The organism is Streptomyces sp. NPDC005263 (assembly GCF_042872365.1).
In the GTDB taxonomy this organism is placed as follows: domain Bacteria; phylum Actinomycetota; class Actinomycetes; order Streptomycetales; family Streptomycetaceae; genus Streptomyces.
Genome location: NZ_JBIAKJ010000025.1, coordinates 1 through 22,826 on the forward strand (window position 1 = coordinate 1; position 22,826 = coordinate 22,826).

Annotated in this window: 17 protein-coding genes and 5 pseudogenes; 10 read left to right on the forward strand and 12 right to left on the reverse strand. The window is 68.0% G+C overall.

Translation table 11 applies throughout. From position 1 onward, the window contains the following. Nucleotides 1-359: 359 nt before the first annotated feature. Together ACFYRY_RS42535 and ACFYRY_RS42540 are read right to left on the reverse strand one after the other, a co-directional pair. Nucleotides 360-653 (reverse strand): hypothetical protein, encoded by a 294-nt coding sequence (locus ACFYRY_RS42535; RefSeq protein WP_389158771.1) that lies wholly within the window; start codon nt 651-653, stop codon nt 360-362. 64 nt (nt 654-717) lie between these two features. Beyond that, nucleotides 718-912, reverse strand: coding sequence for a hypothetical protein (locus ACFYRY_RS42540; RefSeq protein WP_389158774.1), 195 nt, complete (start codon nt 910-912; stop codon nt 718-720). Between the two features lie 292 nt (nt 913-1,204). Here ACFYRY_RS42540 and ACFYRY_RS42545 point away from each other — a divergent pair, with 292 nt between their 5' ends. From ACFYRY_RS42545 to ACFYRY_RS42570, 6 genes and pseudogenes are all read left to right on the forward strand, one after another. Continuing rightward, entirely contained in the window at nt 1,205-3,715 is a 2,511-nt protein-coding gene (locus ACFYRY_RS42545) for a Helicase associated domain protein (RefSeq protein ID WP_389158777.1), read from the forward strand. A gap of 334 nt (nt 3,716-4,049) precedes the next feature. After that, nucleotides 4,050-4,349, forward strand: a pseudogene (locus tag ACFYRY_RS42550) (aminoglycoside phosphotransferase family protein); the annotation flags it as partial. A gap of 1,194 nt (nt 4,350-5,543) precedes the next feature. Then, nucleotides 5,544-5,717, forward strand: a complete 174-nt coding sequence (locus ACFYRY_RS42555; protein ID WP_389158780.1) for a hypothetical protein — start codon at nt 5,544-5,546, stop codon at nt 5,715-5,717. Between the two features lie 541 nt (nt 5,718-6,258). Beyond that, nucleotides 6,259-7,275 (forward strand): AraC family transcriptional regulator, encoded by a 1,017-nt coding sequence (locus ACFYRY_RS42560; RefSeq protein WP_389158783.1) that lies wholly within the window; start codon nt 6,259-6,261, stop codon nt 7,273-7,275. A 519-nt stretch (nt 7,276-7,794) separates the two neighbouring features. Then, a complete protein-coding gene (locus ACFYRY_RS42565) occupies nt 7,795-7,983 on the forward strand; it encodes a hypothetical protein (protein ID WP_389158785.1) in 189 nt (62 codons plus the stop codon). A 67-nt stretch (nt 7,984-8,050) separates the two neighbouring features. After that, nucleotides 8,051-8,377 carry a hypothetical protein gene (locus ACFYRY_RS42570; RefSeq protein WP_389158788.1) on the forward strand — a complete coding sequence of 109 codons (327 nt, stop codon included), beginning with the start codon at nt 8,051-8,053 and terminating at the stop codon, nt 8,375-8,377. A gap of 591 nt (nt 8,378-8,968) precedes the next feature. Here the strand turns inward: ACFYRY_RS42570 and ACFYRY_RS42575 are convergent. Further along, a complete protein-coding gene (locus ACFYRY_RS42575; RefSeq protein WP_389158791.1) occupies nt 8,969-9,103 on the reverse strand; it encodes a hypothetical protein in 135 nt (44 codons plus the stop codon). Between the two features lie 415 nt (nt 9,104-9,518). On the opposite strand from ACFYRY_RS42575, the gene ACFYRY_RS42580 reads away from it, so the two are divergent. Next, the gene (locus ACFYRY_RS42580; protein ID WP_389158815.1) at nt 9,519-9,722 is read left to right on the forward strand and encodes a DUF6233 domain-containing protein; all 204 of its coding nucleotides are present in this window, start codon (nt 9,519-9,521) and stop codon (nt 9,720-9,722) included. Here ACFYRY_RS42580 and ACFYRY_RS42585 read toward each other — a convergent pair. The 3 genes from ACFYRY_RS42585 to ACFYRY_RS42595 all read right to left on the reverse strand — a co-directional run bounded on the left by ACFYRY_RS42585 (nt 9,719) and on the right by ACFYRY_RS42595 (nt 14,256). After that, nucleotides 9,719-10,585 carry a Ku protein gene (locus tag ACFYRY_RS42585; protein ID WP_389158794.1) on the reverse strand — a complete coding sequence of 289 codons (867 nt, stop codon included), beginning with the start codon at nt 10,583-10,585 and terminating at the stop codon, nt 9,719-9,721. The two genes, ACFYRY_RS42580 and ACFYRY_RS42585, sit on opposite strands and share 4 nt — an antisense overlap. Nucleotides 10,586-11,466: 881 nt before the next feature. Further along, nucleotides 11,467-12,141, reverse strand: coding sequence for a hypothetical protein (locus tag ACFYRY_RS42590; RefSeq protein ID WP_389158796.1), 675 nt, complete (start codon nt 12,139-12,141; stop codon nt 11,467-11,469). A gap of 144 nt (nt 12,142-12,285) precedes the next feature. Continuing rightward, nucleotides 12,286-14,256 (reverse strand): sigma factor, encoded by a 1,971-nt coding sequence (locus ACFYRY_RS42595; RefSeq protein WP_389158799.1) that lies wholly within the window; start codon nt 14,254-14,256, stop codon nt 12,286-12,288. Nucleotides 14,257-14,713: 457 nt separating this feature from the next. On the opposite strand from ACFYRY_RS42595, the pseudogene ACFYRY_RS42600 reads away from it, so the two are divergent. Continuing rightward, nucleotides 14,714-16,042, forward strand: a pseudogene (locus ACFYRY_RS42600) (amidase); the annotation flags it as partial. Between the two features lie 84 nt (nt 16,043-16,126). Here the strand turns inward: ACFYRY_RS42600 and ACFYRY_RS42605 are convergent. From ACFYRY_RS42605 to ACFYRY_RS42615, 3 genes and pseudogenes are all read right to left on the reverse strand, one after another. Next, nucleotides 16,127-16,261, reverse strand: a pseudogene (locus ACFYRY_RS42605) (two-component sensor histidine kinase); the annotation flags it as partial. Nucleotide 16,262: 1 nt separating this feature from the next. Beyond that, nucleotides 16,263-17,039, reverse strand: coding sequence for a two-component system response regulator CseB (cseB, locus tag ACFYRY_RS42610; RefSeq protein WP_389158802.1), 777 nt, complete (start codon nt 17,037-17,039; stop codon nt 16,263-16,265). Between the two features lie 117 nt (nt 17,040-17,156). Beyond that, nucleotides 17,157-18,440, reverse strand: coding sequence for a trypsin-like serine protease (locus tag ACFYRY_RS42615; protein WP_389158805.1), 1,284 nt, complete (start codon nt 18,438-18,440; stop codon nt 17,157-17,159). A gap of 205 nt (nt 18,441-18,645) precedes the next feature. Between ACFYRY_RS42615 and ACFYRY_RS42620 the strand changes: the two genes are divergently transcribed. After that, on the forward strand, nt 18,646-19,419 hold the full coding sequence (locus ACFYRY_RS42620; RefSeq protein WP_389158808.1) for a calcium-binding protein: 774 nt from the start codon (nt 18,646-18,648) through the stop codon (nt 19,417-19,419). Nucleotides 19,420-20,525: 1,106 nt separating this feature from the next. On the opposite strand, the pseudogene ACFYRY_RS42625 reads toward ACFYRY_RS42620, so the two are convergent. Together ACFYRY_RS42625 and ACFYRY_RS42630 are read right to left on the reverse strand one after the other, a co-directional pair. Next, nucleotides 20,526-20,663, reverse strand: a pseudogene (locus ACFYRY_RS42625) (AAA family ATPase); the annotation flags it as partial. Between the two features lie 102 nt (nt 20,664-20,765). After that, nucleotides 20,766-21,262 (reverse strand): annotated as a pseudogene (locus ACFYRY_RS42630) (lamin tail domain-containing protein). A gap of 813 nt (nt 21,263-22,075) precedes the next feature. On the opposite strand from ACFYRY_RS42630, the gene ACFYRY_RS42635 reads away from it, so the two are divergent. Continuing rightward, nucleotides 22,076-22,486: a hypothetical protein gene (locus ACFYRY_RS42635; protein WP_389158810.1), complete on the forward strand. Its 411-nt coding sequence runs from the start codon at nt 22,076-22,078 to the stop codon at nt 22,484-22,486. Nucleotides 22,487-22,535: 49 nt separating this feature from the next. Here ACFYRY_RS42635 and ACFYRY_RS42640 read toward each other — a convergent pair whose 3' ends face one another. Next, nucleotides 22,536-22,757 (reverse strand): hypothetical protein, encoded by a 222-nt coding sequence (locus ACFYRY_RS42640; RefSeq protein WP_389158813.1) that lies wholly within the window; start codon nt 22,755-22,757, stop codon nt 22,536-22,538. Nucleotides 22,758-22,826 lie beyond the last annotated feature (69 nt).

Sequence of the window (22,826 nt, forward strand, 5' to 3'; positions counted from 1 at the left end):
CCCGCGGAGCGGGTACCACATCGCTGCGCGATGTGCAAGCGAACAACCTTGCTGCGCAAGGTTGTTGCGCTCCCGCTCCGCGGGAGCGCTGGCGGGCCGCTGCGCGGCCCGCTCAACCTGGCTGCTGCGCAGTCAGGTTGACGCTCCGTCCGCTTCGCTCCCGGAGCTGCGGGACTTTGTCCCGTAGCCGGGCTTCCGCTAACGCTCCAGCCCGGCGGGCGGGTCCGCTGCGCTCCCCCGCCTGGCGGTCCTTCCGGCTGCGCCTCCAGGACCGTTGGGCCCGCTGGCGCGGGCCTGGCTGGCTGCGAGGGGTTGGGGGTACATCCGGTCACGGGTCCTGCGGCCCTGCTGACCAGAGCTCAGGCATGTGCGTGGCGTGGTCCTGTCGTCTTATGTGACGCGGCGTGGTGAACGGGCCTGTCCGCGCCGGTGGCCTCAAGACGTCGAATCCACAAAGAGGCGGTGATCAGGAGGCCGGTGAAGACGGCCAGGAGGAGGGCGGAGACCCACATCTGCCGACTGGCTGGGTGCTCCCAGCCCATCCAGGCGGTGGAGGCCGCCCACAGCAGGACGCCCGCCGCGTAGAAGGCGCGGACTCGGCGCAGCTGTCGCACGGCCCGCAGGGACATCGGGTGATCGGTGTTCGCTGCCATGCCGGCCCGTGTACCCCGGTCCACGCTTTTCACCGAGCGGGTTGCTCGTCCTTGCTGGTCGATCTCACTCTTGTTCTTGCTGCTCGGTGCGTCCTTCGAAGTCTCGTTGTACGGACGCGCCGTGGTCTTCGATCAGCCCCGCATCGTCGGGAAGGTCCAGGACGGTGCCGCAGTGATTGCACAGCTTTCCGTCCTCGGCTGGCGTACCGCAGGCCTTGCAGAACCGGTTTCCCTCATCGTTGCCAGTCTTCTGTGTCATGACTCTCCGGGACGGGGTGGACAGTGACGGATGACCGAGTACCCGTGGCATCGGTGTTGACTCTCGGAGAGAGAGTGCTTCATTTTATACTTGCGATAGACTCTGGATTTAGGTGACTCCAGGGTTGTGGGATCTGTTTGCCGCTGCAGAGTGTTCATCTGTGTCCCGGAGCAGAGGCGGGAACGCGGTGTCTTGTTGGGCAGCAGTGGCCCATCGCCTGCTGTTTGCATGCTGGTTGGTCGGGCGGGGCTGCGAGAACGGTCGCCCGACTCCGCTGGAAAGGGTCGAGAGAATGGCTATGAAGGAACTCCGTCCCCATCAGCGGGAAGCCGTGGACGCGGTACTCCGGGCGCTCGAAATTCCTGCACGATCCGCTGTGCCCGGGCGGGGTCTGCGCACTCAAGTGATCATGGCCACCGGGACCGGCAAGACCTTCGTCGCCGTGCGCAGCGCGGAGGAGCTGCGTGCGGGCCGCGTGCTGGTCCTCGTACCCTCGCTGGACCTGCTCGCCCAGACCGAGACCGCGTGGCGCGAAGGCGGTCGCACAGGCCCAATGATCGGGGTCTCGTCTCTGCGGGGCGAGGAGGTGTCCTTCCCCAACACCACAGACGTGGGCGAGCTGGTTGACTGGGTGCGGCCGCTCGACAAAGTCACCGTCTTCGCCACGTACGCCTCGCTCGGGCTCGGCACGCTGGAACGCGCGCACGCCGCCGGCCTTCCGGGGTGGTCGCTGATCATCGTGGACGAGGCCCACCGGGTTTCGGGCAGGATCGGCCGACCGTGGGCGGTCGTCCACGACAACACCCGCATCCCCGCCCTGCGCCGCCTCTACATGACGGCCACACCCCGGCTGTGGCAGCTCGACGAGGACTCCGAGCAGGGCGCGCCGGGCGAGCTGGTGGCCTCAATGGACGACAACCCCAACTCGCCGTTCGGCAGCAGATGTTTCACCTTGACGCTGTCGGAGGCGATCGACAGGGGAATCTGCGCGCCGTACCAGGTCGTGTGCGTGGACATCACCGACACCCAACTCCAGGCCGCCCAGCTGCTCGGTGAGGACGCACGGTCCGAGCAGGTCCGCGGGGCCCGGCTCGCCGCCCTGCAGACCGCCCTGGTGAAGGCATCGGCCGAGGAAGGCTTCCGCCGCACGCTGGTCTTCCACCACATGGTCAAGGAAGCCGAAAGCTTCGCGGCCGGCCTCCCCCACGTCACCACACGGCTGCACGACGCCGACCCGGAGCTGTACCCGAAGGCGATCTGGGCCAACTGGCTGTGCGGCGACCACAAGCCCCTCCACCGGCGCCATGTCCTGAACGAGTTCTCCAGGGGAATCACCGCTGACGGCACCGTGGTGGAGAAGACGTTCCTCGGGTCCGTTCGCGTGCTCGGTGAAGGCGTCGATACATCCCACTGTGACTCTGTGTACTTCGCGGATGTGCGCGGCTCCATGCCCGACCTCGTCCAAGCCGTCGGCCGCGCACTGCGCATGCAGCCCGGCGAAGGCAAAACGGCCTCGCTGGTCGTGCCCGTCCTGCTCGGGCCGGGAGAGAGCGCCGACAACATGCTCACCAGCCGGGCGTACGGCGGCCTGGCGAAACTGCTCGAGGCACTCCGTGCACACGATGCCCGCATCGTCGAGCAGCTCGCCGAGCAACAGGCGCAGAGCCGTGTCAGGGGCGTACAGAGCCGCAGCGGAGGGGAAGGTGAGGAAGCCGAGAGCGACCGAAGCGACCGACTCTCGGGGCCGGCCCGGCAACTGCTGAAGTTCAGCATGCCGCGCGACCCCGCGCAGCTGGCCGCGTTCATCAACCTGCGCGTCCTCAACCCCGAACACCAGCACTGGCGCCGCGGCATCGAATCCGCCACCATCTACAACCGGCTCCACGGAAACCTGAAAGTGCCGTTCACATACCGCGTCCCCGAGCGCGGGGACCAGGAGGCAGAAGCCGAACGGTGGCCGGCCTCCCTCGCCTCCTTCCCCCTGGGGCAATGGATCGCCGACGCTCGAAGGTTCTACGCCCGCGGAGACATGGGGGAAGACCGCGTCGCGCAGCTGGAGAAGCTCGGCATGGTGTGGTCGCACTTCGATGTCGCGTGGGAGGAGTGCCTGGCTGCCGTTCGCGGGTGGGCCGCCGAACACGGGCACGCTCTCGCCCCGCTCGATGCCACGTACCAGGGGTCAAAAGTCGGGATCTTTCTCAAGAACGCCAGGGCCGCCGCCCGGAAGGCTGCCGAAATCGAACAGCGCCGTGCCGAAGGCCTGCCGGTTCAGTCGTCGGCCGGGGCCCTGTCGGACGAGCGGCGCGAGCAGCTGGAGGAGATCGACGCGTCCTGGTGCCCGAGCTGGCCGGTGACGTGGCAGCGGTGCTTCCACCTGGTCCGGATGCACCTGGACTCCGGTGAGGCACTGCCCACTGAGGCGGGCGAGGTCCTGCGCCAGGGCGAGGACCTCGGGCGGTGGGTGCAGTCGGTCCGGCTCGGCTGGGACCAGCTCACGACCGTGCAGCAGTGGATGTGCGAGCAGGTCCTCGGGATCGAGCCCGCGGCCGAGGACGAGAAGCCGCCCCCGCGCCGTACGCAGGCCGACAAGTGGGCCATGCACTATGCGGCCGCCAAGCAGTTCTACGAACGCGAAGGGCACCTTCAGGTCCCAAGGAAGCACGTCGAACGGATCGTCGGCGAGGACCAGGAGGAGCGGGAGCACCGGCTCGGTGCATGGATCGGGAATCAGCGGAGCAGGGCCGCGACGCTCACCCCCGAGCGGATGGAGCAACTGTCCGCGATCGGTATGCGGTGGGCATAGCCGCGTACGGACGAACAGCGGGGCCGGGCAGGGTGATCCTGTCTGGCCCCGCGTCGTGGGGTCAGGCTTCGACTTCAGCCCGCGGGCGGTCTGGCGTGATGCCGATCTGGCTGATGGAGAGACCCAGTAGTAAAGCCCCCTCAAGGCCTATGAGCAGGGAGAATAGCTGTTCTTTCTCTTCCTGGGTGGGAACAGCCACCCCCACGACAGCCGACCCGCCCCACACAGGTCAGAAAACAGCAGCTGCTTGGTCACCTCATGACAGCGAACCGACCCGCATACGAGCCCCTGGCACAAGCACTCAGCACCCCCGCCCTGCTGACACCCACCCAATGCCACCAGATCACCCACTCACACCATCGATCCCGAACCGCTCGCCGGAGATCCCGGCTTCGACCTGTGGCCGGCCCTGGACAGCCGGTGGGACGACGACGTCGCGAAGGGCGACCCTTGGCGCGTGGTGCGGCGCCGCTTCGACCTGCTCACCGAGGTCCTCGGCCTGGACCGCGCCCGTGCGACAGGCTGGACGCTGGGACGGCTGCTGCAGAACTCGCTGTGGGATATCGACGACGGCGAGACCACGCTCGCATCGTCTTCCATCGCCATTGCGAAATCCCTGCTGAGCCGTTCCTGACCTCCGTTGAGGCATGAAGATCCACGGCCGAGTCCTCAATCCCCTGATAACCGCACCGTTCACGCTCGACCAGGACACTTCAACATGATCGTGTTACGAGCTCCAAGGGCCAAGCCTGGCATAAACCGTCCCTATCGGCCGGATGTCCATGCCACCATAGGCTCGCTTTCCCACGTATCCGCGCCGTTGGCACCGTTCCGCAGAACTGTCCAGAAGGTCACAGTATGCCCTTCTGCGAGGTCCTCATCGCATGTCGTGGGAGGGTTGTTGGCGCCGTTCGCGTCGTGGCATTCGCCGCTGCGTCCGTAATCCGTTAGCCACACGAGGACAGCGCGCATTCCATCAGCACGCAGGTCCTGAACGGTGAATTTGTCGCCTGTTGAGTAGAAACATCCAGGTGCGTAAGAATAAGGGGCGTTACAGAAGGTGGTAGTAGTGGCATGGGCTGGCGTACCAAAGGCGAGCAATGCTGCCACCGAAGTGGCCACTGTCGTTGCAGCTGTAACTATTCTTCGCGTCGCACGCACTTTTGGATTCCCGTTCTTTTTGGATTCGGTTCCCTGCGCCTCAATCGGTCATCCCTCTTCCCCTTCCTCACCGCAATAGTTGAGCGGACGGATTGGGTGATCCGGGGGCGAGGGCTGCGCGTGATTGAGGTTGCCAGGGAGCTGAACAGCTGTCGTGCGCACTCCGTGCACGGTTCCCTATGCAATGCGTCCACGCCGGAGAGGCGCCTGCAGCCAGGCCAACACCGCTTTCACCTTCCGCCCGGGAGCAGCAACGTGGACTTCGTCGTGACGATCGTGCGGGACCGGGTGTCCGAGCCGGTGGAGCGCCTCGCACAGACCGACACCAACGCCGAGCCGCTGCCCGACCAGCGGTGCTGACGGGGACGGCGCTCGTACAGCCCTTAGCACGCTGTACGAGGAGTCGTGAGCACCCTCTTGTGCGGGCTCCGGTCTGTCCGGGCCTCGCGTCTCACAACGTCACGAGGGTTTAGGCCGTCCCCGGCGCAGCCTGCTGCCAAAGAGCGTGAGCCGGCCGAAGAAGCCACGTGAGGGGCCCAGTACGAGATCCCGGATGCAAATGCCTTTCCCGCAGTCAGGGCTGTTTGGCCGGGAGCTGGCGCCTGTGGGTTGTCCGGGGAGTTGTCCGCCGCGTCACCCGAGGTGAGCGGGTTGTCCGGTTGTCCAGGTGAAGTTCGCTGGCGAGTTGCTCGAGGCGGTCGGCTCGGTCATCCAGGTGGCGGGACGCTTTGGAAAGAGCCAGATCGATGTCGTCTGCTTCCACGTCCGGTGGTCCCTGCAGCGTCAGCATCTCTGTCGCCGGTTCCGCACCATCTGCGGCATCGGGCACGTCACCTCGTAGGCGTTCGAGTTCTTCCGTCAGCTGATGGACTTGCTCGGCAGCTTCCCGAGCGAGCTGATCTGCCCGGCGGCGCTCCTCCCGGACCCGCTCCAGCTCTGCCTCGGCTGTGACACGTTGCTTACGAGTCGGGCGCGGTTCTGGGCGCAGCGGGCGGTGGCCGGAGCGTGGGCCTTGGCGGCCGGCGCGGTGGAGGGGACGACGGGGAGCGTGCCAGCGAGGGCGCCCGGGGCGCGCCGGCAGACCTGACCCGGGCAAGCCGAAAGGGGGCAGCCGTGGGCAGTATCGTGGTGGCGGTTTGGGTGTCGTTCCGGAACTCCAAGAGGGAGGCGGGGGTCGTGTTATCCGCCGTTGTTGACTTCGGCGAGCAGGAGAATGAGCTCGTCGTCCTGGACTTTGATGCGGACGTGCGGGACGCCGGTGTCGGGGCCTCACCATGCACGGCTCCTCCGCAAGTCCAAGAACACCACCGGCTTTCAGCTCTCCCTCGTCCCCGCCGTCTGGGCGGACTTTGTCCCCTACGCCGCTCACGCCTGGCCCCGACATGATCGGAGCGGTCTACCGGAGCGACGACGTGCCCAAGGAGCACCGGTTTGAGTACTGGTGCGAGTTGATGCACCAGGCGATCGCCCCCAGCCACATGAGCAGCCGGTTTGCCGACGACTTCTGGGCGCGGCAGAGGCTGCTGGAGCTGGGGCCGGTGCTGGTGTGGCCGACGTCGCACCTGCCGACGGGGTTTAGGCGTACTGAGAAGCTGGTGCGGCAGTCCGATCCGGAGATGTACCACCTGTCGCTGGTGCTCGGTGGCGGGTTGGGGTTCGAGCACGTGGGGCGAGCCGAGGCGTACGGTCCGAGCGATCTGTGGGTGAGCGACACGTCGCGGCCGTACGAAGTGCTCGTGCCGGATGACCTGGGTCGTGTGGTGCTCACCGGGGTGGGCGTGGACTTTCCCAAGGCGCTGTTACCCCTGCCGCCCGCCCGTGTCCAACAGCTGCTGGGGCGGCGGCTGTCGGGACGGGAAGGGGTGGGCGCCCTGCTGACAGGGTTCCTCACCGGCCTGGAGCCGCAGGCCGACGCCCTCCAGCCGTCCGACGCACCCCGCCTCGGCACCGTTCTGATCGACCTGCTGTCCGCCTGGTTCGCCCAGGTGCTGGAGGCAGAGGACGCGCTGCCGCCGGAGACCCGCCAGCGGGCGCTGACGACACGCGTACGGGCATTCATCCGCCAGAACCTGCACGACCCCGAGCTGTCACCGCCCGTGATAGCCGCCGCGCACCACATCTCGCTGAGCTACCTGCACCGGATCTTCAAGGAGGACACCCCCGGCGAGACGGTCGCGGCCTGGATCCGCGACCAGCGCCTCGAAGGCGCCCGCCGCGACCTGGCGGACCCCAACCTCAGCTCCACACCAGTCCACACCATCGCCACCCGCTGGGGCATGGTCCGCGCCTCCGACTTCGGGCGAGCCTTCCGGAGCGCGTACGGAGTGTCACCCATGGAGTACCGCGTATGGGTACAGGAGAGGGCGGCGCGCGATCGGTGGGGGTCAGCTGATGCGTAGAGCGTCAGAAGATCAGCGCTCAGGGCCGGGACCTTCGTGACCTTGTGGAACACGAGGCCCGCGCAGACCGGACCCCGCACAAGAGGGTGCTGTGATCCCTCGTACAGCGTGCTTAGGGCTTGTTGAGCACCGTCCCCGTCAGCAACGGCCGGTCGGGCAGCGGCTCGGCGTTTGCTGGCAGGGCCTCTCCGGCGTGGACGCATTGCACAGGGAACCGTGGACGGAGTGCGCACGACAGTTGTTCAGGTCCCTGACAACCTCAATCACGCGCAGCCCTCCCCCCAGATCACCCGGTCCGTCCGCTCAACTATTGCGGTGAGGAAGGGGGAAGAGGGATGACCGATTGAGGCACAGGGAAACCGAATCCAAACGAACGGGAATCCAAGAGTGCGTACGACATCAAGAATCATACTCGCAGGAACCGCGATGCTCGGGCTCATGCTCTCGGCGCCCGCTACGGCATCAGCAGCCGCTACGGGAAGGCCGACGGGATGCACCTACGAGGCCGTTAACTCGCAGATGACTGTGGCGAGATGCAGCGAGGCGAACGGCGGCCACTACCGCGCCCTCGCGATGTGCAAGGACGCAGAAACTGGCCGCTTCCAAGAGTTCGTGGGCGACTGGCGGAACAACGGCTCGTTCTCCAAGGCCTACTGCCAGGGCTCGTACAGGAACCCGTCACCCGGCATCGAAACCAAGGTGACCTGAACGCGACGCGCCAGCCTCCCCCGGCACTGCACCTCTAAATGACGACACAGCGAAAGGCTCCACGTCAATGAAGAAGTGGTCGGCTCTCATCACAGGCGGCGTAGTAGTCGCCTTCACTCTCGGCTTCCAGGGTGGAGCCTCCGCAGCTCCCACCGGGGCAACCGGCTGGCCAACGGGCTGCGAATATCAGAACAACTTCGACAACGGCGCAATGGCCCGCTGCTCCCACAGCAATGGCGGCCACTACAAGGCCAGCGTCCTTTGCACGCGCCTGGACGGCGGCGGCCTGATCGACCTCGAGGCTGTCGCTTGGCGCACCAGCGGCTGGTCGAACGTCTACTGCCCGGCACTGACGCAGTTCTATTCGGCCGGGATCGTAACCAAGTCCACCTAAGAGACGACGCCTCGGCGCTGCGGGGCCGGCGCCCCGATGTCGTCGGTCTGTGTGCGCACTCGGTGCAGCTCAACGGTGATCGCAGCACCCAGCCATCAGCACCTGACGCCAACTCGTGCTCCCCTAACGACGCAGAGCAGCCCGGCCTTTTCACGGATGCAGAGGCGCCCTGTCCCCGGCAGCTGGAATGCCGGGGACAGGGCGCCTCCGCTTTTCGTACTCCCGGCATCCGTAGCTGCATGCGCGGGCGGTGAAGGACCTGCACGTAGGATCCCGACGTGGCACACACCTTCGAATATCTCGTGACGCTGGAGCAGGCAGCCGTCGACGCGCACGCCCGCCTCAACGACCTGGGCGTCGACTACGACAAGCAGTGACAGGCGTGGCGGGATGCATTCGCCGCCTTCCAGGCCGCCGTCACCGAACACGCCGAAGCCGAAGGCAAGCCGCGGGTTGAGGTGGAGATGGCTGTGAAGAAGGCCGTCCGGTACCCGGAGCCCGTCGAGGGCTGACAGCAGCGCGCCCCGGCCGGAGTTCGACGCTCGGCCAGGGCGCAAAACTCCGCATGGACGGTGCCGGATGGCGCTGAGCCTAGGCGTCGCCACTGACAACGCCGGGGCGTGTCGACAGGCGGTACTCGTCGGCGGGCGGGGTGTCCGCCACGTCTGTGAGCACGTCCTCGAAGCGGTCATCGTCCTGCGGAGCCGTCTGCTGCTCGTCGCTCATGGCGCCAGGGTGGCAGACGCCCGCGGCGTCTGCGGCCAGCTCGCCAACGTCTCGCCCCTCTCCTCGTCGACGAGGGTGACCCGGGCATCCGGCAGCTCCCCCCCCCCAGCTCCCCACCCACACGGGCAGAATGCCGCGCGCGATCTCCTCGTTCTCCCACCACCCCTGCATCATCGGGCGGCCGGCGGACGACAAGGTGAGGTGGTAGCGCTGCTCGTTCACGCTTACTCCTCTCGGCCCCCCGGGTGGTCGGCGCTGCAGCCTACCCCCTAATATCGAACAGGCGTCCGACCTCTCGCCTGCCGAGCGCCTCGCCAAACTCCGCACACTGGAGGTATGGCTCGGCTGGCAACTACGCGACACCCAGCGGAAGATCGAACAGGTCGAGCAGCAGACGCGGGCGACCGGCGGCTACATCACCGAACAAGAGCGGCGCGCGGGTCAGGCCGTCGGAGTGACCGTCCACACCGCCGACTGCCCCAAGATCCACCAGCCGGTCGCCACCCTCACCTCCACCGACGCGCAATACGCGCTCGTCAAGGACGCCAGCTTCACCCACCCCTGCCACCCCTGCCAGCCCTGTCGGCCCGACCAGACCCTCGGCATCCTGAAGGACTAGGCGGACCGCGGCTTCCGGGCAGGCTTCCTCGCCGCCCTCTTCGCCTGGGTCTTCTTCGGCTCGCGCGTGTCGCCCTCACCGCGGGCGGTCTTCGCCTTGGACACCGACTCCTGCAGAGCGGCCATCAGGTCCAGCACCTCGCCCGGCTGCTCGGCCGGCTCCGCCACCTCCGGCAGCTCGCGGCCCTCCCGCTTCGCTTCGATGACCTTGGCGAGGGCGTCGGTGTAGGCGTCTTCGAACTCAGAGCCTTCAAGATCATCACGGGTCATCGTCTCCATCAGGGCGAGCGCCCCCTCGATCTCCTCGTCAGACACGTCACCGGTCGGCGGGTCGACGGCGGCCGGGTCGCGGACTTCGTCGGGCCAGCGCATCGCGTGAAGGACGATCACGTCGTCACGCACCCGCAGCAGACCGAGGCGTTCCCGGCCCGACCACGCGTATTTGGCGATGGCGACCTTCGAGGAGCGGCCGAGCGCCTGGACGAGCAGCTTGTACGGCTTCGCCGCGACGGCCCCGTCCGGCGCCAGGTAGTAGCCCTCCGCGATCCGGATCGGGTCGATCGACTCCAACGGCACGAACGCCTGGATCTCGATCGCCTTCGCCGTGGGCAGCGGCAGGTCGCGGAGCTCGGCGTCCGGGACCGGGACGACGTTGTCCTCCGACAGCTCGTACCCCTTGCCGATCTCCCCTTGACTGACCTCACGGTCCTCCAGCTCACACACCTTCCGCGTGCGTACCCGCCCCATGTCCTGAAGGTGGTACTGGTGGAACTGGATGCTGTGATTCTCCGTAGCACTCGCCACGTGTATAGGTACCGTGACCAGGCCAAAGCTGATCGAGCCGGACCAGATGGTTCGGGGCATGACCGACCTCCGCAGTACACCCCGAGCATGCCCAGCCTAAAAGCAGTCACCGGCACCGTCACCTCGACGCCGGGCACGACCCAGGAGCACGCTGGAACGCCGAACAGCTCAGCTCTCGGGGGTGCCGATGGAATGGATCTCGTTGGCCAGCACCGTAGTAGGAGGTGGAATCGCTACAGCGTCAGCCGGACTCCTGGACCATCGCCGATGGAGGAGAGAGCGAGGCGACCAGCACACCGAAACCCGCCGCTCCCTCTACGTCTCCTACCTGACCGCGCTGGCAACGGCTCAACACGCCTGCCGCGTCGCCGTGCGAGAGCCCGAACCGGAACCAGACCAGCGCAGGCGCGCCGTATGGGAAGCGTTCGAGGCATGCACGGCCCTGCGCTACGAAGTATCAATCTGTGCACCTCGCTTCATCGTCGGGCCATCAGATGACTCGTTCCGACGGCTACGCGACCTGCGCGACATCGTCGCCGATGGTTTCAGTCGGGACAGCGATGAGTACGTCGCAGGCCGGTTGCGTTATGACAAGGCCTACCAGGCCCTTCGGGATGCCATGCGCAAGGACCTTGGTGCCGACGCCTAGCCTCAACAGTCCACACGGCATGGGCCGTTGTCGCGGCCGGCGCACCGAGTGATCCGGGCCCGCCTCGTTGTGTGTGCCGACCGCCCATGGCCGCGTGCGGCGCCCCGGCATGGGGCGCCGCACGCTTCGGTATCCGGTGAGTCAATGCCAGGGGCAGGAGGGGTGTGTCCGCCACGGTGGCGGACATACCCCTCTCAGCCGTCCCTCGTTGCAGACCAGCAGCTTTGTTCGCGCACAGTTGCAGACCGGCAGCTTGTTCGCGCAAATCGACACCGGGGATGGGCGCGGCAGGTCAGCGGGTGCGCATCCACCATTCCAGGGTGGCGACGAGGCCGGCGCCGGTGGAACTGGCGAGGCCGAGGACGGCACGGCGGCCGGCTTCTCGCCACAGTGCCTGTGGGCGGCGGGGGCGGCCGGCATCGATGGACTCCCGCAGCTCCTGCAGGCGCCCGCCTCCAAGGCCCTGCAGGCCCCAGCGGAAAAACTCCCGGTTGCGCCAGCCGAACGGGTTGGTGGTCAACTCCAGCCACTTGTCCAGGTTGGGCTGCAGCGACGCCCACTGCCGGGAGTTGATGAAGCGGAACAGCGGGGTGCCGGTGGCGGGGCGGGTGTTCTGGGCGGGGATCGGGCGGTGGGTGAAGAAGTGGTCGAGCGCCGCGTACGGCATGCCGCCGCACAGGCCGCCGAACCGGATGTCGAACCACGGGGCCGTCTTGAAGTCGTTGCGGAACGCGAAGACGTGGCGGGCGGGGATGAAGGCGGTCATCCGGCGGCCGAGCGTCGCCGGGGCGACGCAGGGTCGGTCGCCGCCGGGCTGGGCCTGTCGCACGACGGTGCCATGCGGGCAGCTGCCTGCGGGGGCGGCCGCGGCGGGCTCCGTCGGGGCCGCCGCGGCCAGGGCCGCGCCGACCACCGGCAGCATGGCGAGCCGCGCCCGCCGGTGCAGGGGGAGCGAGTTGGTGCGCATTACTGGTCTCCTCGGGTGGGAAACGGATCCGGTGCGCGGGCGTCAGGCCCGCGCACCGGAGAAGTGGGGCGCGTTGGAGGTGGGGTCCCCCGTTCTTGCGAGATTTTTCTTCAGATGTCGGCGGTCACCCGCGGCGGGGGTGGATCATCCCGCCTCGCGCTGGACGTAGAGGTTGAAGCCGGTGTCGGCAGTCGCAGAAAACGAACAGGCGTCGTGGGTGCCCACGCCGGCGCAGGGGGCGCCGCCCCAGCTGTAGACGAAGTCCTGCGGCGTGAGCCGGACGGTGTCGCCGTCGTGCACGGTGTAGACGCAGTCCTTGGCCGCCTCGGCGTAGGCCTTGGAGCAGGAGCCGAGTCCGACGCCGTTCGACGTGACGGCGATGCCGCCGTCGGACGGGGCGCTCAGGTGTACGACCAATGTCCGGGATGCCGGGGGCGGTGGGGGGCCGGCGATGTCGCCGCTGCCCGCGGAGTCATCCTCAGGCGTGCCGTCGGCAGAGCCGTCCGTGCTGCCACTGAGCGCGCCGTCGCCGCTGCCCGCGGAATCGTCCTCAGGCGCGCCGTCACCGCTGCCCGCGGAATCGTCCTCAGGCGTGCCGTCGGCAGAGCCGTCCGTGCTGCCGGTCCCGTTCGTGGTGGCGGCCTTGCCGGAGCCGCGGCCCTGCGACTCTTTGGAGCCTCGGGTGCTGCCTGCGGAGGTGCCGCTGTCGCTGCCGTCGCCGGTACGGCCAGTGCCTGCGCTCGCCGTGGCCCTGCTACGGGTGTCCTCGCGGTCCGGGCGCGGGGGCGCGGACGGGTGGAAAGTACCGGGAGCGAGGTCACCGTGATCGTCCTGGTCGCCGTTGCCACGGGAGGAAGTGGGTACGCTCGGAGACGGCGGGTCGGTGGCAATTGTGAGCATGGGCTGGCCGCTGACCTGCCAGGCCCTGCCGCCTGCGATGACGCACAGCACCAGGACGGCGGCGGCTGCGATGCGGCGCCGCGGCCGGCCCGGGTGCCTGCGGGGGGAGGGGCGGGGTCCGACCGGCGCGAGTTCGCTGGCAGGCTGAGTGCGGGTGCGGCTCGCATCTGCAGCGCGGACCGCGCTCCTGGTGAAGACCGAATCGGGTCCCGTGCCGCTGCCGGGCTGGTGGGCGTCGGCCGTATCGGGCGCGTCCGCCGTGGCGGCAGTGGATTCGACGCGGTCGAGAATGCTCCTGCGCAGGTCGGAGTCGACCATCAGCGGCAGCATCCACGGCCGCCACTGACGCCAGAACTTCTCCGCGCGGCCGCCGCAGTCCGCGCAGCCGGAGATGTGGTTCATGACTTTGGTGGCCAGCCTGCGCGGCAGCGGGCCCGTGGACCAGCCTGCCCGCCTGAGCAGGGCCACCAGCGTGTTGCAGCCCGCCTCCTCGCCACCGCTTACGGCGGCCCGGGCGACCAGGTTGGCGACCAGGAGGCCAGGCAGCTCCTTCTTGAGCAGCTCGTGCTTGAGCCGCCGCCCCTCCACGTCCGCGACGCCGAGCCGGCGCGCCAGCCCAATGCCGTCCCAGCCCTCCCGCACATGCAGGACGTAGGTCTGCTGAAGCTTCGGCGGCAGGACCGTCACGAGTTCGTCCAGCAGCGTGTACAGCTCCTCCACGTGCACGTTCAGCAGCGCGTTGTCCAGGTCCTCCCCGCCGCCCTCCGCCGGGCGGTCGAACATCGCCGCGGTGTCCGAGGACGGGATCTCCGAGAGGCGGAGCCGGTGGTGGCTCCGCCGCGCGGACGCCCCGCCTGTGCCGGCCCCGTCCAGGCCGGCCACCTCCTCCCTGGCCGTGTTCCGCGGCGGGCTGGGCAGTTGCGCGCCGCACTCGCGAACGGCGACCGTGCGGAGCCACCTGTGCAGGCCGTCGGGATTCTCCAGCCGGTCCAGGCCGTTCTTCCACAGCGCCAGGAAGACCAACTGCGTGATGTCCTCGGCGATGCCCAGGTCGCCGACCATCCGCAGGCAGTACGTGAACACCATGCGCTGGTGCCCGGTGAGCAGCTGTCCGAAGGCGCGGTCGCGCTGCGGCGAGGGCGGCTGCTGCGCCCTGAACTCCTGTACCAGGGCCCTGTCCTCGGCCAGGTGCGCTTCGTTGATTCGCTGCGGCATTGGCCCTACCCCTTCCTCTGACGGCCGGGACGATCCCGGCCCCGCAGAAGTGGGGCGCGGGCGGCCCGTCGTCCCCCCTTTCGCGCGAAAAGATTTCGCGGCCCCCGCAGAGCTGGGCTCGGCACGCCGCGGACAGGGAGCATTCCCACGGTAGGACGGGCACGCACGGCCCCACGCACCCAACCGCATTGCCAGGCAAGGCACTTGAGGCGCAGAGTGCGAGGGCGCGCCGTGTGCGCGCTCCCCCGCGCCCCCTGCGAGAGCCGATCGCATCCCTTGCCGCTGCGAAGCATGCGACCTGCTTCAGCGTTATCGGCGGCCGCCGTGTCACTTCTGGCGGCGGAGCAGAAGCACTGTCAGGTGTTGGCAAGGACTGCTCGTGGAAAGCCGCTCCTCGGCGGCCGGGAGCCGGTCTGTAAGGTGTCGGCCGTACGGCCGTGACGTTCGTGGAGGGCTGATGACCGTTCTGAACGCTCTGGACGCGACGGAACTGGCACGGTGCATCCGGGCCCGTGAGGTGTCCTCCCGTGAGGTGGTGCAGGCCCATCTCGATCGCATCGCGGCTCTGGATCCCCATATACACGGCGTGATCACCTTGCTTGGTGAACAGGCTCTCGCCGCGGCGGATCAAGCGGACTCCGCTGTCGCGCGCGGCGACGACCTCGGTCCGCTGCACGGAGTCCCCTTCACGATCAAGGATTCACTCGACACCGCGGGCGTGGTGACCACGCGGGGATCGCGGCTGTTCGCCGACCACGTGCCGACGGCCGACGCGACAGCCGTGGCGCGGATGCGTGCCGCGGGTGCCATCCCGCTCGCCAAGACGAGCCTGCCGGAGTTCTCGTACTGGACGGAGACGGACAACCTCCTGGTGGGCCGCACCCGCAACCCCTGGGATCCGCACCGGACTCCGGGCGGGTCCAGCGGGGGTGAGGCGGCGATGATCGCGGCCGGTATGTCACCGCTGGGCCTGGGCAGTGACGTGGCCATCTCGGTCCGTGGTCCCGCCCATTTCACCGGCATCGTCGCCCTGAAGGCCACGCACGGCCGTATCCCGTACACGGGACACTGGCCGCCCGTACTGCGTCGCTACTGGCACGTCGGCCCCATGGCACGCACCGTCCGGGACATCGCCACCGCCTACCGGATCCTTGCCGGACCTGACGGCATCGACGGATACGCGACCGCGCCGCGTGAGATCCCTCGCGACTCGGCCGAGGGCACGCCTCTGCGCATCGGCGTACTGCTCTCGCCGGCATTCGGCCCCGTCGACACCGATGTCGCGGCCACGGTCCGGGCCGCGTCCGACGCCCTCATCTCCTCGGGCCTGACTGCCGAGCCGGTCCGGATCCCCGTCTTGGAGGAGCACAACGCCACCCGGCTCAGCGCCACCCTGTACACGGCCGAAGTACTCCCGTTCCTGCGGACGTTGACCGCGGGCCACGAGGACAGCCTGCACCAGGTCGCACACGCCACCTTGCGAGCCAGGGAGCCCTCGTCGACCCATGTGGTCCAGGCCCAAAGCGTCGTTGAACGCCTGCGGGACGAGTTCGCCGCCTGTTTCAGCCGATATGACGCGCTGTTGTGCCCCGTGGTGACGATCCCCGCCCCGCTGCCGGCCCGGCCCGTCCACCACATCGACGGGGTCGAGGTACCGGCGCGGGACGTCATGCGGGCCACGGTGCCGTTCAACCTCACCGGTCTGCCGGCGCTGTCGCTCCCGTTCGGTGCCACCGCAGACGGCCTGCCGATAGGCGTCCAGCTTGTCACCCCCTGGCACGCCGAGGACGCACTGCTTGAGCTGGCATCACTCCTGGAGTCCGCGAGCCCGGTCCGCGGACGCCGCCCGCCGGTGACCCCCACGCCGGCGCAGGGACCGGGCCAGGGTACTGCGGTGGACCAGCACACCAACGGTCAGCGCGATGGCGCAGCAGGCCACGGCGACAAGCACAGCGATCTTCCAGCGCAGTGAACGCCAGTTGAGCAGGTCGCGCAGGGTACCCACGTCAGCGCCGCAACTTGTAGCCGAAGCCGCGGACGGTCTGGATCCGCTCGGCTCCGATCTTCCTCCGCAGCCGCTGGACGCACAGGTCGGCCACGCGGCTGTCGCCGTCCCAGCCGTAGTCCCACACGTTGCGCAGCAGCATGTGCAGGTCCAGAACGACACCGGGGTTCGCGGCGAACTCCAGCAGGAGCCGCAACTCGGTGGGGGCCAGCGCAACCGGTTCGCCCGCCCGGAACACGTCGAGGCCGACGGTGTCGATGGTCAGGTCGCCGAAGACCAGCTGGGCGCGCTCGCCCGGGCGACCGGAATCCCCCGGCCGTGCCGCACCACCCACCGGTTCGGTCGGGGGGTGGTGCGGCATGGCCGGGGCAGTGTCGGGGTTGAAGGTCGCCCGCCGTAACAGCGAGCGGATCCGGGCCACCAGCACCGCGGTGTCGACGGGTTTGACCACGTAGTCGTCGGCGCCCGCCTCCAGGCCGGAGACCACGTCCAAGGCGTCGCCGCGCGCGGACATCATCAGGATCGGGTCCATGCTGGTCTCCCTGACTCGGCGGCACAGCCCGATGCCGTCGAGGGCGGGCAGCATCACGTCCAGCAGCAGGTCGTGCCGGCCCTCCCGGAACAGTTCGAGTCCGGTCAGGCCGTCACCGGCGGAGGTGACACGGTAGCCGTAGCGCTCCAGTGCCAAGGTGACCGATCTGCGGATCACTTCGTCGTCCTCCACGAGCAGGACCGCCACGGGCACCAGGGCGGTCCCCCCGGCCACTGGATCCGACATCTCTCCCCATCGGGCGTAGCTGCTGAAGGTCCATCATGCGACAGGGCATCCCGCCCTGCCACATTCTGTCTCCACCACGCGTACGCCGGGGTCGAGTTCGCCGGTGATGCTGTCGGGTCAGGGTTCGCGGGTCTGGGAGCTGTGGTTCGGCTCCCAGACCCCGAGGTGGCTGTCGCGGTGGTCGGGACGGGGCGGGGCACCGGTGAGGGTGCAGCCCTGGCGGGACAGGTCCAGTGTCGATCCCTTGGCCAGACAGCCAGTGATCATGTCAACCTGCTGGCCGTAGCTGCGACCCTTCGTGGAGGTCACTTCCCCGTTCGGGCCCACTTCGCAGGGGTTGTTGTCGGTGCATTGCTCGCCGTCGTCGTTGTGGGTGTTGTGGATTCCCACGACCGTGGTGCCGTCGGGGGCCAGCAGAGCCGAACCGGAGTCGCCGTGCCAGGGGGCGCAGTCGTCGCTGGTGGTGAAGCGGATCGAGTTGTTCAGCTGGTAGCCGCCTTCCCGCAGGTGCGGGACCACGGCCTCGGCGGTGCAGTGGTAGCGGGCGCCGACAGAGGCGACGGTCAGTGGGTCGCCTGCGCGCACGGGGGCGGACGCGAGCTGGAAGACCTTCGTGCCTTCGGCCTTCAACTGCGCGTAGCTCTTGTCCAGGCGGTAGAGCGCGATGTCGGTGCCGGTCATGGTCGCGTACACCAGCCGTTTCGCACGGGCCGTGGTCTGCGGATAGCCCCGACGGTCGACGATGGGCACCTCGCGGTCGGCAGGCTGGTCCACTATCGTGGTTTGGGGAGCGGGCCAATTTCCCTGCACGCAGTGACCGTTGGTCAGCAACGGCGCCGGATCCTGCGGACGGGATGCGGGGGTACGGACCACCGAGCCCGCACAGCCGCTCAGGTCCACCGACCCTTCCATGTCCGGGATTCGATCATCGGGGGGCACGTCGGTGCCCGTGATGATGCCGTTGATCCAGTCGGCGTGCCTGGTGACATCGGAGTACAGTGTCTTGCCGCTTTCGTCGGGGCCGCTGACCACACCGGCCACGGCCCACTGACCGCCCTCGCGGACCAGCGCAGGACCGCCGGAGTCCATGTTCGACGCGGCGACGCTGCCGTCGGCGCTACCGACGCACAACTCTCCGTCAGCCGCATGTGACGGACACGTCGAGATCGGCTGCACCACGGTGTCGGCCTTCCGCAGCCGCGTGGGGAAGCACGCCGGATTGGTGCTGTCGTCGCAAGTCATGCCCCAGCCCATGAGACGGATGGGCGTGTTGTCCGGCGGCGTGGTCGAGGCGATCCGCACGGGCTTGGCCCGGACCGGGGTACGCAGGTGCATCAACGCCAGGTCGCGGCCCCAGAATCCTCCCTCATCGCGACTGGTCGCCAGCCGGTCCCGCCGCACATATTCGTGTGAACGGTGCCTGGGTTACTGGCAATTGACAGCACGGAGGCCGTTCGTATGAGGGCGAGGGGCGTTCGCAGCGAGACAGCCGCGATCCGCGTACAACCCTGCGCTGCCTGCCGGGGTCTGAGGTTCCGACCTTCATGATCCGCACGGTTTCGGTGGCCAATGGTGCCGGGGCCGGCCTTTTTCGATACGGACTCGTATGCGTGCACATGCCGCAGCGGTTGCTGCAACAGCGACTGCCGCCCTGCTGATCCCTCTCTTCGCCGCCCCTGCCCATGCGGCACCCGGGCCGGTCATCACCGAGGTTGTGGTCAACAAGGGCAAGAACATCGTTATCGGCCCCACCACGGTCACCAAGTTCAGCGCCCAGATCACCGCCACCTATACCGCCGGGATATCCGTGGCCGACGTCAACTTGTGGCACGGCAGCACCTATGCCAGTCGCGACCGGGCCCTGTCCTACGACGCTCCGCAGTGCACCACCAGCGGCACCTCCACCACCTGCACCATGAACTTTCAGGTGAAGGCCGACACCCGCGACATGACCAACGTGGTCTCCAATGCCCAGGCCGGAACCTGGCACATCGCCGCCTGGGCCTACGGCAAGGACCGCACGCACACCGCCGTCTACGACTACGCCGTCACCAAGGTGCAGCGCGCCTCCAAGCTCAGTGTGAACGCCTCCCCCGAGCCCGTGCGGAAGGGCAGGCCAATCACCGTCGCCGGGGCTCTGACGCGCGCGAACTGGAACACGCGCAAATGGGCCGGCTACAGCGGCCAGAAGGTGAAACTGCAGTACCGGCCCAAGAACAACAACACCTACACCACCGTCAAGACGATCACGACCAACAGCACCGGCAAGCTGAGCACCACCGTCAACGCCACCGCCGACGGCTACTACCGCTACGTCTTCGCAGGCACATCCACCACACCCGCAGCCACCGCCGCCGGTGACTACGTCGACGTCATCTGACACCGTCCCTCCCTGGCAGGGCCGCTCGCACTCCCCATGACCGCCCTGGGGGCCGTCGTGCCGGTGCACCGGCAGCCGCGGTTCGGGCGTTTCCCTTTTCGCCTGCGGTGTCACCGGCTCTCGCATGTGGGCAGTGCCGCTTGAGTGGACTGGGCGCGCTGGTGCGGGGCCGTAAACGGCTGTGGTAGGGAGGGACGGCGGCCCGCCCGCGGAGCTTGGCGAAGATGTCGGCCATGCGCCGGGCGGCCGAGAGCGGGGCGGGTGCGGGCGTGCCCACTCGCTTCCGGAAAACAGGTGGGCCCCGCCGGGAAAGGCCTTGAGCACGTCCGCCACATGACAGCAGCCCCGGACGACGACATCCCCCAACGACGAGGACTGGGAACATCCTCGCAACGCGCCTATCCCCGCCCCACGACCTCTCACGTCGAGCCGGACTCGGCACGGTCAACTACGAGCCCGCACCCACACGACGAGGAGCCTGTTCTTCCTTACAACAGTTACGAGTACCGCGTCGGCGGCGCGTCCGGGTGGCCTCGAACATGTCTGTTGGCCCCAGAGGAACGACACCCATGGCCCCAGTTGGGGGTCTTCGCTGGGAAACGTGACCGAGTCTGTTGGCCCCACCCTCGAAGGCGCGGGCCGTGGCAGAAATGCCGACATGGTTCTGATCCGAAAGGGCGATGCCGCGTAGGCGCCCGAAGGCCGTCCGCGCTGAGCGGTGGCGGCCACCCAGGCACGTGCTGGTCCGTCAGATTCCGGGTGTATCCGCTCGAACCCGGGCAGCAGTGCGACGTGTTGAGGCCGAGTACTTGTGGCCGGACGCCGTTGCTAACGCACTGAGCCGGTTCGAGTGGGCTTTCAGGCAGCCGGGACGATATCTGACTGGCCCTTATGAGAGTCCCGGCATCGAGATCGAAGACGGTCGAGATGATCTGGAAGTGGCTTTCCAGCGCCTCCCGAGAGGAGCCCGAGCTGATCTGAGCCGCTTGGTAGAGCAGATCGACATCGAGTTCGAGCGGCGTACTCTTCCGGACCCGGGTTGGGTGAGCGAGTGGACAGCGGGGCGCTGGTGGTGGTGGCGCATTCGGGAACGGTGACACCGGTCGTCAGGAGCCCGCGCTGGCCTGTTGGCGGGCTCTGGTGTGGGCCAGGCGGTAGGACTCGCTGCCGGTCTCGATGATGTTGCCGCCCAAGGTGAGGCTGTCCACGGTCGCCGCGCAGAGCCTGGGGCCAACGGACTCGTTCCACCGGGGCCAGAGAAGCCGTTCACAGCCATCTAGGCCGGGCGTGCCGCCGTATGTGCGCGTGGCGGGCGGCGTGCTCAGCCGCCCGCGCGGTGTGCAGGGTCAGCGTCGCATGGTGCCGCGGTGGTAGCGGTCGCGGCCCCAGGAGGAGTCGTCGATGTAGCGGCCGTGGTCGTTGCGCAGGGTGGCGGTGTCGTGGTCGTTGTTCCACACGTAGGCGCGGCGGTCCTGGAAGATGTCGATGCGGGTGTCGCGGCCTTCACCGGTGTGGATGCGGACACTCGCGCGGCCGTCCAGGCGGTAGCGGTCGAAGGTGTAGGTGTAGGTGTAGCCAGAGTCGTCCTTCAGGGTCCAACCGTCGAGGTTGACCGTGTGGCGGGTGGTGTTGGTCAGTTCCACCCACTCCTTGTTCAGCGACCGGTTGGAGCGGTCATCGCGTCCCGGGAGTCGTACTGGACGGCCGAGATCTCCACCTTCGGCTGGTGCGGGTGTGCGTGGTCGGCTGCGGACGCCGGCAGCGCCGCCACCGAGAGCAAGACGCCTGCCGCGAGTGCGGCGGCTGCGAGACGACGGGTGGCGGCAGAAGCGGAAGCGGACAAGACGTCCCTCTGATGATGTGGGGCACCCCTCCCCCAGGCGGGCTTTCACTGCTGCCGTGAGGGGCGGGCGCGGTGTGCGGGTGGCGGCCGGACTGGCCGCACTCACACTCTGTCCACCTCATGCGTGAGTTGGTGTGGAAACAGGGGCTGCGTTACTCTTTGCCCATGTTTCCGTGACTCTCGCCCGTATCGCCCATTTATGGGCTTAACGCACAATGTTGACGGCGCAGCAGCTCCTGGCCTCTTGCTGGAGTTGGCTGAAGTCCCGCAGGCGCCGCGCCACGCCGTCCCACTCCGGTGCAAGCTGTCACCCGAAAGTGAGTAACTGCCGGAGCGTCATCGCAGGCGCAGGCAGCTGGGAAACGGCGCGGCACACTCTTGCTACTGCGGCCAGCCACTAAGGTCAGCTTTCCCACAGGCACGTCCGTTCGGTGTGGTGCTCCATAGAGCCGTGCACGTGCTGCGGACCAGTCCCAACGGACGGCGTGTGCACGGCATCCGTCCGGCCTACATCTGCCGGGCTCCCGGCTGGTCATTGCATGACGGCCTCCCCTCCGCGACGAGCGCGTCTCTATGGCGCAGGCTGGACGCTGTTCGACGGATTCAGGCGGGTCTTCGTGACGGTGGATGGCCGCCCTGGTGCGCTGTGCGGGTACGCAACCGTCGTGATCACGCCACTCACGCCAAGGTCATCTCATCTGTGACCAGCCGTTACGGGACAAGTCTTCGCGCCGATAGTGTCGACTGCGCTGTTGACGACTGGCTGTGGGAAGGGAACTCGTTATGCCCCTGTTGAGGCGTCAGGAACTTGAGGTGTACATCGAGTTTTACGCTCTGTGGGCGGAAGATGCGTACGCGGAGGAGTCGGAGGAGAGCCCCGAGGCCGCGGTAGAACTCCTGACGTCCGGTGAGGGACGTCTGTGTTTCCGCAGCGGTGGTCACACGCACCATGCCGTCTTCACCGCCGAAGTGTGGGATCAGGCTCCGCCGAAGGACGAGCGCGCCTGGGAGTCGAGCGCGGAGGTGGAGTGGTTTTGCCGGTCCGGAGAGGTGGCGCTGTGGTCGTATGGCGGGCCGAGCGATCCGGTGGTGGAACTGGGGGCGGAGGATACGTTGTGGCGGGTGCGGGCCTACGTGCGGGGGCAGGAGCGGGTTCGGGAGCTTGCGCAGCAGGAAGTGCCGGCGGGGGTGGAGCAGTTCCTGGTGCAGTTCTGGCCGGCGTGAGCGGTGGGCGGGCAGAGGGGACTGTCGGCTGCCCGCCCACCGCGTTCTTCTAGGAAACCTTGATGGTGAAGCCGTCGTTGGACCCGTCGATGATGCGGTTGAGGCGGTAGAAGTCGGCCATCAGCCGGCCGCCTGCTCCGTTGTCGTCCTTGGGTATGGGCCTGACCGAGAAGTTGTTCTTGGGAGCCTTCTGCTGGGGGTCGTACTTTTTCAGCGCCTGCGCGGCTCCTTCATAGGTGGAGGAGGGGCCTTGACCCGGAATCTTGGACACGGGCTATGCGGCTTCGGCCAGGGTAGTTGATGTTGTGTCGAGTGCTGTCTCGTAGGCGATGGGGCTGCG

Bases quoted from the DNA above. Each gene is read 5' to 3' on its own strand.
- ACFYRY_RS42545 (WP_389158777.1), top strand. From the start codon at position 1,205: ATGGCTATGAAGGAACTCCGTCCCCATCAGCGGGAAGCCGTGGACGCG.
- ACFYRY_RS42585 (WP_389158794.1), bottom strand. From the start codon at position 10,585: ATGCCCCGAACCATCTGGTCCGGCTCGATCAGCTTTGGCCTGGTCACG.
- ACFYRY_RS42535 (WP_389158771.1), bottom strand. From the start codon at position 653: ATGGCAGCGAACACCGATCACCCGATGTCCCTGCGGGCCGTGCGACAG.
- ACFYRY_RS42570 (WP_389158788.1), top strand. From the start codon at position 8,051: ATGAAGAAGTGGTCGGCTCTCATCACAGGCGGCGTAGTAGTCGCCTTC.
- ACFYRY_RS42620 (WP_389158808.1), top strand. From the start codon at position 18,646: ATGCGTGCACATGCCGCAGCGGTTGCTGCAACAGCGACTGCCGCCCTG.
- ACFYRY_RS42575 (WP_389158791.1), bottom strand. From the start codon at position 9,103: ATGAGCGACGAGCAGCAGACGGCTCCGCAGGACGATGACCGCTTCGAG.
- ACFYRY_RS42540 (WP_389158774.1), bottom strand. From the start codon at position 912: ATGACACAGAAGACTGGCAACGATGAGGGAAACCGGTTCTGCAAGGCC.
- ACFYRY_RS42560 (WP_389158783.1), top strand. From the start codon at position 6,259: ATGATCGGAGCGGTCTACCGGAGCGACGACGTGCCCAAGGAGCACCGG.
- ACFYRY_RS42590 (WP_389158796.1), bottom strand. From the start codon at position 12,141: ATGCGCACCAACTCGCTCCCCCTGCACCGGCGGGCGCGGCTCGCCATG.
- cseB (WP_389158802.1), bottom strand. From the start codon at position 17,039: ATGTCGGATCCAGTGGCCGGGGGGACCGCCCTGGTGCCCGTGGCGGTC.
- ACFYRY_RS42565 (WP_389158785.1), top strand. From the start codon at position 7,795: ATGACTGTGGCGAGATGCAGCGAGGCGAACGGCGGCCACTACCGCGCC.
- ACFYRY_RS42595 (WP_389158799.1), bottom strand. From the start codon at position 14,256: ATGCCGCAGCGAATCAACGAAGCGCACCTGGCCGAGGACAGGGCCCTG.